General features: G+C 67.8%; 13 protein-coding genes and 1 pseudogene. 12 read left to right on the top strand and 2 right to left on the bottom strand.

The window, feature by feature from the left end; genetic code table 11:
- Positions 1-26 precede the first annotated feature (26 nt).
- The 7 genes and pseudogenes from QQM39_RS44165 to QQM39_RS44135 all read left to right on the top strand — a co-directional run bounded on the left by QQM39_RS44165 (position 27) and on the right by QQM39_RS44135 (position 7,621).
- Positions 27-1,388: an NAD(P)/FAD-dependent oxidoreductase gene (locus QQM39_RS44165; RefSeq protein WP_302003192.1), complete on the top strand. Its 1,362-nt coding sequence runs from the start codon at positions 27-29 to the stop codon at positions 1,386-1,388.
- A 145-nt stretch (positions 1,389-1,533) separates the two neighbouring features.
- The gene (locus tag QQM39_RS44160) at positions 1,534-2,553 is read left to right on the top strand and encodes a polyprenyl synthetase family protein (RefSeq protein WP_302003191.1); all 1,020 of its coding nucleotides are present in this window, start codon (positions 1,534-1,536) and stop codon (positions 2,551-2,553) included.
- On the top strand, positions 2,550-3,506 hold the full coding sequence (locus tag QQM39_RS44155; RefSeq protein ID WP_302003190.1) for a 4-hydroxy-3-methylbut-2-enyl diphosphate reductase: 957 nt from the start codon (positions 2,550-2,552) through the stop codon (positions 3,504-3,506). The genes QQM39_RS44160 and QQM39_RS44155 overlap by 4 nt, the downstream gene beginning before the upstream one ends.
- A 168-nt stretch (positions 3,507-3,674) precedes the next feature.
- Complete coding sequence (locus QQM39_RS44150; protein ID WP_302003189.1) at positions 3,675-5,234, top strand: prenyltransferase/squalene oxidase repeat-containing protein; 1,560 nt, start codon at positions 3,675-3,677, stop codon at positions 5,232-5,234.
- Between the two features lie 354 nt (positions 5,235-5,588).
- Complete coding sequence (locus QQM39_RS44145; protein WP_302003188.1) at positions 5,589-6,632, top strand: terpene synthase family protein; 1,044 nt, start codon at positions 5,589-5,591, stop codon at positions 6,630-6,632.
- 61 nt (positions 6,633-6,693) lie between these two features.
- Positions 6,694-6,831: pseudogene (locus tag QQM39_RS44140) on the top strand (cytochrome P450); the annotation flags it as partial.
- A gap of 385 nt (positions 6,832-7,216) precedes the next feature.
- Complete coding sequence (locus QQM39_RS44135; RefSeq protein WP_302003187.1) at positions 7,217-7,621, top strand: hypothetical protein; 405 nt, start codon at positions 7,217-7,219, stop codon at positions 7,619-7,621.
- 139 nt (positions 7,622-7,760) lie between these two features.
- Here the strand turns inward: QQM39_RS44135 and QQM39_RS44130 are convergent, their stop codons facing one another.
- Positions 7,761-8,123, bottom strand: a complete 363-nt coding sequence (locus tag QQM39_RS44130) for a hypothetical protein (RefSeq protein ID WP_302003186.1) — start codon at positions 8,121-8,123, stop codon at positions 7,761-7,763.
- A gap of 654 nt (positions 8,124-8,777) precedes the next feature.
- Between QQM39_RS44130 and QQM39_RS44125 the strand changes: the two genes are divergently transcribed.
- The 4 genes from QQM39_RS44125 to QQM39_RS44110 all read left to right on the top strand — a co-directional run bounded on the left by QQM39_RS44125 (position 8,778) and on the right by QQM39_RS44110 (position 11,667).
- The gene (locus QQM39_RS44125) at positions 8,778-8,972 is read left to right on the top strand and encodes a hypothetical protein (RefSeq protein ID WP_302003185.1); all 195 of its coding nucleotides are present in this window, start codon (positions 8,778-8,780) and stop codon (positions 8,970-8,972) included.
- A gap of 250 nt (positions 8,973-9,222) precedes the next feature.
- Complete coding sequence (locus QQM39_RS44120) at positions 9,223-9,666, top strand: SDR family oxidoreductase (RefSeq protein ID WP_302003184.1); 444 nt, start codon at positions 9,223-9,225, stop codon at positions 9,664-9,666.
- Positions 9,663-10,880: an IS3 family transposase gene (locus QQM39_RS44115; RefSeq protein WP_302003183.1), complete on the top strand. Its 1,218-nt coding sequence runs from the start codon at positions 9,663-9,665 to the stop codon at positions 10,878-10,880. Before QQM39_RS44120 ends, QQM39_RS44115 begins: the two co-directional genes overlap by 4 nt.
- A 352-nt stretch (positions 10,881-11,232) precedes the next feature.
- Positions 11,233-11,667 (top strand): hypothetical protein, encoded by a 435-nt coding sequence (locus QQM39_RS44110; RefSeq protein ID WP_302003182.1) that lies wholly within the window; start codon positions 11,233-11,235, stop codon positions 11,665-11,667.
- A gap of 191 nt (positions 11,668-11,858) precedes the next feature.
- On the opposite strand, the gene QQM39_RS44105 is transcribed toward QQM39_RS44110, so the two are convergent.
- On the bottom strand, positions 11,859-12,251 hold the full coding sequence (locus QQM39_RS44105; RefSeq protein ID WP_286259155.1) for a nuclear transport factor 2 family protein: 393 nt from the start codon (positions 12,249-12,251) through the stop codon (positions 11,859-11,861).
- A 125-nt stretch (positions 12,252-12,376) separates the two neighbouring features.
- Here QQM39_RS44105 and QQM39_RS44100 point away from each other — a divergent pair, with 125 nt between their 5' ends.
- Positions 12,377-12,952, top strand: a complete 576-nt coding sequence (locus tag QQM39_RS44100) for a PadR family transcriptional regulator (RefSeq protein ID WP_302003181.1) — start codon at positions 12,377-12,379, stop codon at positions 12,950-12,952.
- Positions 12,953-13,011: the final 59 nt, after the last annotated feature.

Below are 13,011 nucleotides of genomic sequence, written 5' to 3'. Positions count from 1 at the left end.
TGATCGACTGCCGGGAAAGGACCATCATGTCTCTCGCACGGCTGGCCGCCTCCCGCAAGGCCCGGCACGGCACACCGTCACGACGTGACCACGCCATCGTCATCGGCGCCGGATTCGCCGGCCTGCTCGCCACGCGCGTCCTGGCCGACCACTTCGCCCAGGTGACCCTCCTGGAACGCGACACCATCACCGACGAGGCCACGTTCAGGCGCGGCACCCCGCAGAGCTACCACGCCCACTACCTCCTCGAACGCGGAGCCTTGACCCTCGAGGAACTGTGTCCCGGTGTACGCGAAGAGATGGCGGCCAACGGGGTGCCGATGGTGGACTTCGGCGAGGCGATGCGGTTCCTCCTGCCGTCCGGCTGGACCCCACAGACCACGACGGGTATCTCGGTGCAGTCACTCAGCCGCCCCTTTCTGGAACAGCAGGTACGCCGCCGGGTCTTGAAACTGCCGAACGTGGAACTCATCAGCGACTTCACCGTCGACGCACTGGTGGTGGCCGAGGGCAGCGAGAGCGCGGTCCGCGGCGTACGGGGACGGCACGAGGGCACCCCCCGGGACTTCACGGGAGATCTGGTCGTGATCGCCACCGGGCGCGGTCCCCAGCTGCCCAAGTGGCTCGCCGACGCCGGAATCCCGTCCCCGGCAGAGCGCAGGGTGGCCGCCGAAGTCGCGTACACCACAAGGCTGTACGACGGGCACCCTGACGAGGGGTTCACTGCACGTGCCGTCCTCGCTTACGCCCCCGACCGACGTCGGGCAGGGGGGGTGGTGACCGTGGAGCACGGCCGCTGCCTGGTGACCCTCTGCGGGGCTGACGGCGAGAAGTGCGACATCAGCGACACGGGTTTTGAGGCATTCGCTGAGAGCCTGCCCGACTCCTGCGCGGCCGACTACCTCAAGACCCATACGCCTTTGAATAGGGCACACCGCTTCGTCGACCACGGCAACCGCTGGCGTCTGCTGCACCGTGACCACGCCTGGCCCACCGGGCTGGTCGCTCTCGGGGACTGCCTGTGCCTGTTCAACCCCATCTACGGCCAGGGGCTGACCGTTGCCGCACTGCAGGCGCAAGCCCTCGGCGTCTCGCTGGGCCGGGGCGAGTCCGCCCGGCAGTTCCAGAGCCGCGCCGCCCGGATCATCCGCATCCCCTGGCTCATGGCGACCAGCTCGGACCTCGCCTGGGAGAGCAACGGCATGCGGCTGGTTGCCCGTATGGCGCACTGGTACCTGGGCCGCCTTCTCCAGCTCATTCCCACCGACCCCGACCTCTATCGCCGCTTCGCCCGCGTCCAGCACATGCGTGACGCACCGACGGCACTCATGGCACCAGCCGTCCTGCGCAGGGCCTTCCTTGCGCGCCAGCCCAACACCCGGAAGTGATCGCATGGTTCAGCACGCACCCGCGGATCCGGGGGCCGACCGCACTCGTGCCCTCACCCCCCAAGTCCCCGCTCAGGCTGCCGCACCGTACGAGGGGGCGGCTGGGCTGGATGTGTCTCAGGTGCGCCGCCGCATTGAAGCCGTCGTGAGTTCTTTCGCGCAGGCCAAGACCAGCGAGGCACACCGGCTGGGGCTGCCCGGCGAGCTGCCCGCGGCACTGGCGCGGTTCCTGGCGGCCGGGGGCAAGCGGATTCGCCCGGTGCTGTGCGTGCTGGGCTGGCACGCCGCTGGCGGTACAGGCAGTTGTGATATGGCCGTCCGGGTGGGGGCGGCGCTGGAGGTGTTCCACGCGTTCTGTCTGGTCCATGACGACGTGATGGACCACTCCGACACCCGCCGCGGACAGCCCACCGTCCACCGGGTCATGGCCGAGCGCCACCGCACAGGCCGGAGTCCGCAACAGGGCCAGGACATCGGGGCAGGCGCCGCGGTCCTGGCTGGCGACCTCGCCTTCGTATGGACAGACGAACTCCTGCACACCGCCGACCCGGGCCCCAGCGGGTTCTGGCCGCGGGTGCGTGCACTGTTCGACACCATGCGCAGCGAAGTCATCTACGGCCAGTACCTCGACCTGACCGCCACCGGACGCCCCAGCGCCGACATGGACCGGGCCCTGGCCATCGTCCACTACAAGACCGCGAAGTACACCCTCGAGCGGCCCCTGCAGATCGGCGCCGCCCTCGCCGGAGCCGACACGCACGTCCTGGACCAACTCAGCGCGTTCGCCCTGCCATTGGGAGAGGCATTCCAGCTCCGCGACGACCTCCTGGGCGTGTTCGGCACACCCACCGAGACAGGCAAACCGCGCCTGGACGATCTGCGCGAGGGCAAACACACTGCCTTGATCGCCCACACCCTCACCCACGCCACCCGCGCCCGAGCCGACCAGCTCCGCCTCTTGCTCGGCTGCCCCACCCTCACGGAGGACCAGGCCGAGGTCGCACGCCGCATCATCACTCACGCCGGCTCCCGCGAAGCAATCGAACGGATGATCACCGACCGGTACGAACAAGCCCTCGCTGCCCTGGACCGCGCACACCTGCCGGCGCATGTGGACACACGCCTGCGCGAGCTGGCCCAGCAGGCCGCCTGGAGGACCTCATGACAGCACCCTCCCCAGGCCGTAAGCGGGTGTTGCTCGCCGCCCCGCGCGGCTTCTGCGCCGGCGTCGTCCGCGCCATCCAGGCCGTGGAGAAGGCTCTGGAAATCTACGGCCCGCCCGTCTACGTACGGCACGAGATCGTCCACAACAAGCACGTCGTGAAGTCCCTGGAGGAGAAGGGCGCCATCTTCGTCAAGGAGACCGCGGAGGTTCCCGAGGGGTCCCTCGTGTTGTTCTCCGCGCACGGCGTGGCCCCCGTCGTCCACCAGGAGGCCGCCGCACGGCAGCTGAAGGCGATCGACGCGACGTGCCCACTGGTCACCAAGGTTCACAAGGAAGCCGTCCGGTTCGCGGGTGATGGCTACGACATCCTCCTCATCGGACACGAGGGCCACGAGGAAGTCGTCGGTACGTTGGGACAGGCTCCCGACCGCATCACCCTGGTCGACGGCCCCGAAGACGTCGCGAACGTCGTGGTCCGTGATGGGTCGAAGGTCGTCTGGCTCTCCCAGACCACGTTGAGCGTGGACGAGACGATGGAGACCGTGGGCGCTCTGAAGGACAAGTTCCCGCAGCTCATCAGCCCGCCCAGCGACGACATCTGCTACGCCACGCAGAACCGTCAGGCGGCGGTGAAACAGGTGGGCGCCGAGGCCGATCTGGTGATCGTGGTCGGCTCACGCAACTCCTCCAACTCCAAGCGCCTGGTCGAGGTCGCCAAGCTGACCGGCGCCCGCGAGGCATACCTGATCGACTGCGCCCACGAGGCCGACGATGCCTGGCTCGAGGCCGTCTCCACGGTCGGCGTGACCTCCGGCGCCTCAGTCCCCGACACCCTGGTCGACCAGGTTCTTCAGTGGCTGGCCGCCCGCGGCTACGAGGACGTGTCCACCGTCACCGCCGCCGAAGAACACCAGTACTTTGCGCTGCCCCGACAACTGAGTTCCCCACGGTGACCCTGGCCAGAGATCTTCATCTCGGCCCGCTGGAGAAGTAAGGCCCTTGGGGACCTGAACAGTTCGCCGAGAACACCCAGCGCCGCCACGACGGGCATACGGACTCGCCCCCGAGCGGATTCGCACAGCAGTCCGTCGTCACCCCCTCTGCCACCCGGAGAAAACCGCATGACCACGATCGATACCCATGCCCCTGCCCGCCTCCAAGCTGCCCGCCGACGTCTGTACGACCACCTTTGTGAGCGTGTGGAATCCGACGGCGCGATCCGTGAGCGATGCGGCAGCCGGATCCTGGAGACAGCACTCCTTCTCGATCTGCTACGCAAGGAGCACACAGAGTCAGGCACGCAGCAAGCCCTGCTCGCCTTTCTGCAGCAGGCGCGTCCCAGCGGCTTCCTGGACACAGCCTTCGTCAACGCCTCCCTGGGGCAGCCGGTGGCGGGCGAGGAGCTGCGAAGCGGGCTGGACGGCTTCCGGCACTTCACCGGCGTCCGCAAGCGGATCCTCCTCGAAACGCTCCTCGCGACACTGGGTGCTGTTCCGTTCCGCGACTGCGTGGACCCCGGTGACGTGCGGCAGCAGGAACAGGCGGTGTGGACCGATCTGACCCTCGGCGCGGTGCGGATCCTGCACGCGACCCATCGCGGACGGCATTTCCCTGGACTGGAAGAGGACCGCCGCCGGCTGACCGACTCGTTGAGCTCTTTCACCGCCGGTGCGGCGTGGCAGGGCAACGTGCTGGCCCACTTGATCGCCCTCCACGCCCTGCGCACCTTCCAGTCCGGCGGCAAGCTGCTGCGCGACGGTATGCGCGCCCTGGTCGGGACCGTCAATCCCGACGGTGGGGCCCCGTTCATCGCCGGTCAGGAAGTGTGGGTGACGGCGCTGGCAGGCACCGCGCTGGCCGGTGCGGGAGACCCGGCGGCCGTCGTGCCGCGGATGGCGTCCTACATAGCGGATCGCCAACTCGCCGACGGAGGCTGGGGCTACGACGAGACCACAACGCAAAGCGATGTGGACGACACCAGCCGATGCGCCGTCCTGCTCCGTCTCGCCGACCCGGACACCCACCGCACCCGGCTCACCCGAGCCGACGACTACCTGCTCAACCTGGCAGACCCGACCGGAGGCTGGCCCACCTACGTGCGCGGCCACGATCCCGAGCCCGACCTGACCGCCGGCGCCGTCATCGCGCTCGCCGCCGATCCCCATAGCCACTCGAAAATCTTGGAACGGGGCGTGGGCTTCCTCCTGGAGGCCCAGAGGCACGACGGAACATGGCAGTGCAGCTGGGCGCGGAGCCAGTCCAGCGTCATCACGCACGCGGTCCAAGCCCTCGACGCCAGCGCGACGCACGTCTCGCCGACCCTACGGGCACATATCCGCTCGGCCGTCACCGCGGCGGCACGGCGATTGACACAGACCCAGAACCCCGACGGAGGGTGGGGCCACAAGGAGGGCGCCGCAAGCGACGCACTGTCCACAGCCCATGCGATCCCCGTCATCGTCCGGCACGCCTCCCCAACCGTGGCCGACCGCGCCCTCGCGCACCTCCTGGAACATCAGGACGCCGACGGCGGGTTCACCGCGCCGCCCGACCAAGTAGGGCCTCGGCCCCTGCCCTACAACTTCCCGGTTCTGGCCGGCATCCACGCCCTGACCACACTCAACGCCGCCGGTGAGAGCTACCAGAACAGGCAGCGCCAGGAGGCGGCGGTGGCCCGGTGACCGCCGCCGAGCACCGCAGCCACCGGCCACCCAACGCTCACACCTTCGACGTCGATGGCACCTTGGTGGACTCGGCGGACCTCAGCGCCCGAGCCCAGCGGGTGGCTCTGGCACGGCGATTGACACAGACCCAGAACTCCGATGGAGGGTGTGGGGCCAAAAGAAGGGCGCCGTAAGCCTGCAATGACTGGTCCAGCACGGTTTCGAGGACATGCAGCTAATCCAAACCACCCACGAACAACAGTACTTCGCCCTCCTCCGCAATCTGCAGACAAGGCATGGCGCGAACAGCATTCCGAGCGGCGTCCCCGAACCCCTGCAGTGCAGGACGCCTTTGTCCCCAGGGGAATCTCCATGAGCGAGATGAGGTTGACCATGGAAAGCATCACACGACCAGAGTTCTATATGCCGTTCGCTCCGCCGACGCCGAATGCGGCCGAGGCGGAGGCCGAGGCATTGCTGTGGGAGTGGATCGCCGAGTTCGATCTCTGCCCCTCGGCGGCGTCGCGCCGCCAGATCCAGCGCGGCCGGCCCGCATGGGCGTCGGCGATGATGTACTCCACCGCGGAGATCGACGTCTTGGCCATCGGAGCGCAATGGTCAGCGTTCTTCTTCCTCGTGGATGACGAACTGGATGACGGCCCGGCCGGCCAGGACCCCGCCCAGTGCGCCAAGGCGGTCACCGCGCTCTTGTCGGTATTCGACGGCCGGACACCGGAGACCCCGCTGGGTCGTGCCTTCGCCGATCTATGGGGGCGCCTGTCCCGAGACCGGTCGGTGACCTGGCGGCAGGCGTTCCGCGCCAGCGTGACCCGCCTGTGGTGGAATCAGTACGGCGAGACCGTCGACCGGCAGGCCGGCCGGGTTCCCTCCCTCGCCGAATACCTGGAGTTCCGGCGATACGTTGTTGGGGCGCCTACGTTCATCGACATCGTGGAACCCGCCTGCGGAATCGAGCTGCCCGCCGCGACCCGGCACCTGCCCGCCTTCGTCGAGCTGCGCAATGCTGCCGCCGACCAAATCGGCGCGTCCAACGACCTCTGGTCCGCCCCAAAAGAACTCGCTAACGGCTCCCCGTTTACCAGCCTGGTCACGCTCGTCGACCACCACCAGGGCTGCGGCCTGCGCCGCGCCATGGAATGGGTGAACGATCGGGCGACCGAATGCGTCAACCGCATGATCACGGCGCGCGAGCAGCTCTCCGCTCAATTCGACGCCGCTGGAATAGCCGGTCAGGCCCAGGCGGAAGGCCTCGCGGTAGCCAACGCCTACGCGACCTTCATCTCCGGGGTTCACCACTGGCATAGTGCCACCGACCGCTATGTCGGCGACCTCGCGGAGACCAACGACGCGAGGAGCGGGACACCCGCCTACGTCAGCAATCTCCTGAACACCTGAGCCCAACCACCACCTTGCCGCCGGGGAAGACCACTTCTTCAACCCGTACGCCCTCCATCGCGATCCCGCGCTCTTCCCCACCCCTGACCCCTTCGATCCCGACGCTATCGGGCGCACCGTGCGCCCCGGTGAACAAGGCGAAGCTCGTCCGCCGTTCGCCGCCGGTGCCCGCAAATGCATCGGCGACACCTTCACCTGATCGAAGCCACCCTCGCCCTCGCCACCATCACCGCCCGCTGGAGCCTGAGACACATCCCCGGCCATCAACCGGTCCGCCCTGCGCTGGGAGCGGTATTGATGCCACGCGAACTACGGATGCAGGCAACGCCTCGACTCGCATGCGGCGTTTCATAGGTGGTCCTTGTTGCAACACCGCATCGCATGGGCATCCTCGCAGGCCGCGGTGTTTCACTAGTCGTTTCCTTCTGACCCGACAAGGCCGTGAGAGGCATTGACCGGGCGGGATGTCGAGACCGACGGTGAAGCGGTCGGAGCTGGTCGACTGGGCCGGATATGGGTACTGCGCCTCCCACTCCCGGTTTTCCTGGGGGCTGCGATTGTTCCTGTCTTGCTCCCCGACCAGCATGCCGATCACCTGGGGCCTGGCCAACCCGAAGATCGAAGAACGGGAAGTACCGGCCGCGATGCTGGACCGCGAACCGCACCTGGCCGCCGACCGGCCCGGCCTGCTGCTGATCGCCGACGGGGACTTCGCCTCCAAAGAGTTCGAGACCGATCTCGCCTTCCAGGACGCCGAGCTGCTCTGTCCGTCCTTCAGGCGGGAGAAGCGCCGCACGGGCGAGTCCCTGCTGAAGTCGGTGCGGCAGTCGATCGAGTCGGTCAACGACACCGTCAAAGGCCGGCTCGACCTGGAACAGCACGGCGGACCTTCGAGGGCGTCGCCGTCCGCGTCGCCAGGCGCGTCCTCGCGATGGCCTCGGCTATCCGGCACAGCCACAAGACCGGCGCGCCGGTCCTGCGGTCGCTGACCGCATTCGGTCACTGAACACGTCGGAACTACTCGTCTGGGGGAGCCAGGAAGCGTGTCTGGGAGCAGGAGAAGCCTGTGGGGAAGAAAGCACGGCGTTCAGGTCCGGGGAACGGAACGGTGGGGGCCAGAGGACGTGGTCACGCGCTCCGGGGTGCGGTCTGGGGAGGTGTCCCGTCCGTGGAAGGCTGAAAGGCTGTGGCTTCCGTGGGTGGTGTGGCGAGGCAGACCAGCAGGCCGGCGGCGAACAGGACGAGGTTCTTCACGACGAACTCGCCGGTCATGGTCAGGTCCCACACCCGGCCGTGCAGGAACGCCTGGTCCGGCACGAACAGCAGGACGCCGAAGGTGCCGGCCATGTGCAGGGCGAAGACGGGGGCGGCGTACCGCAGGGCGCGGCCGGCGAGGAACCACAGGCCCAGGGCCACTTCCGCGGCTCCCACCGCCGGGACGAACCAGGCGGGAGTGGGGAACGGCACCGCTTGGCGCACCAGGTGCGCCACGGGTGTGGCCCCGGTCAGTTATAACGCCCCGAACCAGACGTAGACCACGCCGAGCGAGAGCCGTAAGGCGTGCATGCCCCATCGCCGGACCGGCGCGGCAGTACGGGAGAGGAGGACGGACGACAGCAGAACACCGCGGTGCAGCACAGGCTGACTCCCTTCACTTGCTGGACTTTGACACTCCGTTCACTCGTGTTGTTGCGCGGGTGCCGGTGTTTCACTCCAGCTCACGGCCCTTGCCGGGAGCACAGGGAGGCTGCAGAGAGCGCGCGCCGCATCTGGCTCCGCCACATGCCGCCGGCATGCGCCATCTCGTCCACCCGCCCGTCCCTCGTCTGCCGACAGTGCCGTGCAGCATGAGGTGTCCCGCGCCGGGGAACACGCGCCGGAGCGCACATAGCGCGGTCGGCAGATGAGGGGCCGCGCCGTGCCTTGGGGGCCTGCGGGCGCAGTGGGAAGGACTCGCAGTGGGGGATCGGTCGGGGTCCCCGGGTGTCTTGTAGCCGCTGGCGAGATCCGGTGTGCGGCCGCCGCCGGATGTCCGCCTCGCCCCCTTGAGCACTTCGTCGCGCCTTGAGCGCAATGCCGTTGGGCGGATCCCTTTGGAGCGCGGCGCCATCTGCGAAGAGGCGCTCGTGCTGCAGACCTCGTCGTGTGCGCCCCCGTGTGCCGCTGCCACCGGGCATCCCACAGCAGGCGACCGGGGAATTCCTCGGCGGCCTGCTGACGAAGGCGTCGGCTACCGACGGGGCATTCTGGTTCTTCCTCAACTATTGGTATTTGCAGGTGAGTTCGGTGGCCGAAGAGGCGGATCACTGCCTTGCACCGTCGATGAATCCGGTGCCGTGACGAGTCCGTGGGAACGGGATCCTTGGTGAGCCGGTAGCGGTGTGCGCCGGTGCACATCAGGGCCGCGATACGCCGCCCTCGCCGTTGAACTGCGTCTTTGCGCCGTAGCACGGGGATCTGAAGGCCTGGAACATCGCAAAGGCAAGTCCCCGTGCACACGGTGGCACAGCGACTGCCCGCATCACGCGATGGCGTTCTTGGAGCGCGCTCCCAGCCGGAACCCCGCTCCGCCCATCTTCGGGAGACACTCATGCCTGAGACCCTTCACATCATCACCGGGGCGACCGGGCTGTTGGGTGCTTCCATGATCCTGGAGCTGGCCCGTGACACCTCGGACCGGCTGCTGTGCCTGGCCCGTCCCGGCCGGTGTGAGCCCGGTGTCAGGGTCCGGCAAGCTCTGGAACAAGCCGCGCATGCCTATGACCTGCCGCAGGTGCAGATCGAGGAGGCGATGCGCCGTACGACGGCGCTCGCGCACGATGTGCTGGACGAGGACGGTCCGGATCTCCCCCAGCCAGTGGGGCATCCTGATTCCGTCCGGGTGTGGCATCTGGCTGCGCACACGAACCTGAGCGAGCGGGCCCGTCGTCGTTGTTTCGCGGCGAACGTGGGCGGCACCCGCCGTCTGCTGGCCCTGGCACGACGGTGGGGGGCACAGTCGTTCAGCTACATGAGCACGGCGCAGCCGGATTGACCCAAGGGGTCATCGAGGAGCGGCTGGTGGAGGAGGCCCGTCCCCGCAACGGCTACGAGGCGTCGAAGATCTCGGCGGAGCGGCTGGTCGCGTCGGCGGACGACATGGCGGTGCAGATTCTGCGGCCGAGTGCGGTCATCGGGCACAGCCTCACCCGGCGGTACCCGGGGCGCAGCAGCGGCGTGTACACGCTGCAGCAGGTGCTGGCCGCCTACGTGCGCGGTCAAGGCATGCACCGGGGTGGTGAGGCGCTGCGCATCGTGGCCAGTGCGGGGCTGCCGTTCAATCTGGTGCCCGTGGACCGGGTTGTGCGCGAGGCGGTGCGGATCGGGACCACACCGGGCGCACAGGGCGTGTTCCATCTGACCAATCCGGCTCCGCCCCTCGTCGGGGACGTGCTGGCGGCGCTGGTCGACAATGCAGGCGGTCCGCCCGTGGAGTGTGTCGGGTCTCCCGCGTCGCTGTCGGAGGCGGACCGCCGCCTGCACCGGCTGCTCGGCGTCTTCTCCGCCTATGTGAACAACTGCCAGCACTTCGAGCGCACCAGGACGGACCGCGTGGCCGACCCGGGCCCTGCGGATCCCCCGCTGGGCCTGGAGGGCGTCATCCGCGGTCAGCGGCGGCGGACCACCGTGCCTGAGCCGTCGGCACCCCGCCCGCCGGACCTGGTCGACCGGAATTTCACCGCATCCCGGCCGGACCAGCTGTGGGTGGCGGACATGACGTATGTCCGCACTTGGACGGGCTGGGTGTATGTGGCGTTCGTCCTGGACGTGTTCTCCCGGTTGATCGTCGGCTGGCAGGTCGCCAACCACATGCGGACCGAACTCCCGCTGGATGCCCTGGAGATGGCGCTGTGGAGGAGGCGGATCAAGACGGACTCCGGGCTGATCCATCACAGCGACAGGGGGTCGCAATACGTGTCGATTCGCTACACCGACCGGCTCGCCGAGATCGGGGCCGCCGCGTCCGTCGGCTCGGTCGCGGACTCGTATGACAACGCGATGGCCGAGGCGCTGAACGGCACCTTCAAGGCCGAACTGATCGAGATGCAAGGCCCCTGGACCGGCTTCGACCAGGTCAAACGGGCGATCTTCCAGTGGGTCACGTGGTACAACGAGGAACGGCTCCACTCCGCCCTCGACTACGTACCGCCCGCCGAGTACGAACGCGACTGGTGGCGACAACAGGAACCGTTCCCGCAGTCCGCCTGAAACAAGATCACCGGCCTCTACGAAACTCGGGACAGCTCACACCCTTGTCGCACCCCTCCGTAGGCTGGTCGCGAGGTACCGGTGACAGGAGGGGCAAGGTGGCCCGCGCCAAGGACCTCGTCAAGGGCTATGAGCGTGCAGCCCGGCGGAATCCGATCCGCGTGCCGATCCAGACGGACGCGACTGCCGAGGGAGTCTCCATGGCCGGCCGTGACGCCATTGAAAGCAATCCGGTCCTGGCCCGGCTACTGCTGTGGTTGGACGTCCACGCTCAACAGCATCCGGGGACCTACGCCGATGTCACTCTGTTCGTGGAGGAGCTCCTTAGGACGAGGAGCCGACCGTCCTCGCTATGCAGCTTGAGCAGCGCGGCTTGGTGGACGTCGCCCGCAGTTTCGCAAGCTCCACCGACGTCTATCTCACAAAAAAAGGCCGCGTCGCTGTTCATCAACTGAAGAAGCTCCGGAAGGATCGTGCTGCCCGGCTTGGGTACACCATGGATGCCTTTCTACGGTGGGTATTCGACACCGCTGGCGACCAGACACCGGTCCGCCCAGACCTGTTCCTGGAGACACCCGTATCGACCTTCGCCGGAGCTGATGTTTCGGGCCCTGACCTGCATCAGACGGTGGCCTACCTGGCGGAACGCAGCCTCATCGAACGCGTCAACACCGAGCCTGCAACGGTCACCATTTCCCCCGAGGGCGTCAGATGCGTTCTGTCTGGGCACAGCGTGCCCGGGTACCACGGCGCGATACAGGTCGTGCTCCTGGACGAACTACAGTGAGTCAGCGACGCCCAGCTTCTCCAACAGCCCGCGCAGCGTGTACGGCTGGACTTCCAGGCCGACTCCGGACAGCTGGTGCAGCGCCGTCTCGAACTCGAAGCGGCCTCGTCGAAAGGAGGTGGCGCAGCCGCCGGGGACGTTGTGGCGCTCCGCCAGGAGGGGGCGCAGTCCGTCGAAGTCCGTCGTCGTGGTTACTGTTCGGCGGCCTCTCGGGCGATCTGCTCGAACTGGGCGCCCATGGCCTCGCCGAGCGCCTGGGCGGCGGAGAGCGGGCGCACCATCACCGTGAACTCGTCGATCTTCCCGTCGTCGTCGAAGTGCAGGAAGTCGCACCCCTGGAGTTGCTTGCCGGCGACGGTGGCGGTGAAGACGAAGGCGTGATCGCGGCCGTCGGGGTTGGCGATCTCACGGATGTAGGTGAAGTCCTCGAAGACCCGGAGCACGCCGCGCAGGATCGCCGCGGTGATGGCCTTGCCCGGGTACGGCTTGAAGGTGACGGGGCTGGTGAAGACGACGTCGTCGGCCAGCAGAGCGGCCACAGCGTCCAGGTCGCCGCTCTCGACGGCCTTGCGGAAGGGATGCATGAGCCCACCTCTGATACTCAGAAATGTGAATAGGTGTATTGGAGGGTAGAGGGCCCGTTAGAGCCTGTCTACAGGGAAAGGGTGACTATTAGTCACGTTGTTGATTAATCTGCTAGCGTGCATCCATGGCTTTGCGGAACGCGGTGATGGCCGCGCTGCTGGAGGGCGAGGCGTCCGGGTACGACCTCGCGAAGGCGTTCGACGCGACGGTCGCCAACTTCTGGATGTCGACGCCTCAGCAGCTCTACCGGGAGCTGGATCACATGGAGGCCGAAGGACTCGTCACGGCCCGCGTCGTCGAGCAGAAGCGCCGCCCCAACAAGCGACTGTTCTCCTTGACGGAGGCCGGGCGGAAGGCCGTCCACGGCTACACCGCCGAGCCCTTGGGTAAACCGGCGGTGATCCGGGACGAGTTGCTTGTCAAGGTGCAGTGCCTGGACGCGGGCGACATGGAAGCGGTCCGGACCGCCATCACCGCGCGCATGGAGTGGGCCACCGCCAAGCTGGCCCGCTACGAGCGGCTCCGGCAGCGCCTGCTCGACGGGCGCTCCGAGGAGGCGTACTTCGCCGAGGCCGAGCGCATCGGCCCGTATCTCACCCTGCTGCGCGGGATGTCGTTCGAGCGGGAGAACCTCCAGTGGGGGGACATGGCGCTGCGCAGGCTCGAACAGCGCACGGCCGCGCTCCGGGCCGATGGCTGACCTGCGGCGGTCCCAGCCACACAGTTAGTCAACAAAGTGAGGGATGGGGCGGTCGTGCC

Source organism: Streptomyces sp. DT2A-34 (assembly GCF_030499515.1).
Taxonomy (GTDB): Bacteria; Actinomycetota; Actinomycetes; order Streptomycetales; family Streptomycetaceae; genus Streptomyces.
Note: the sequence above shows the minus strand (reverse complement) of the source record. Positions and strands in the feature narration are given on the sequence as shown.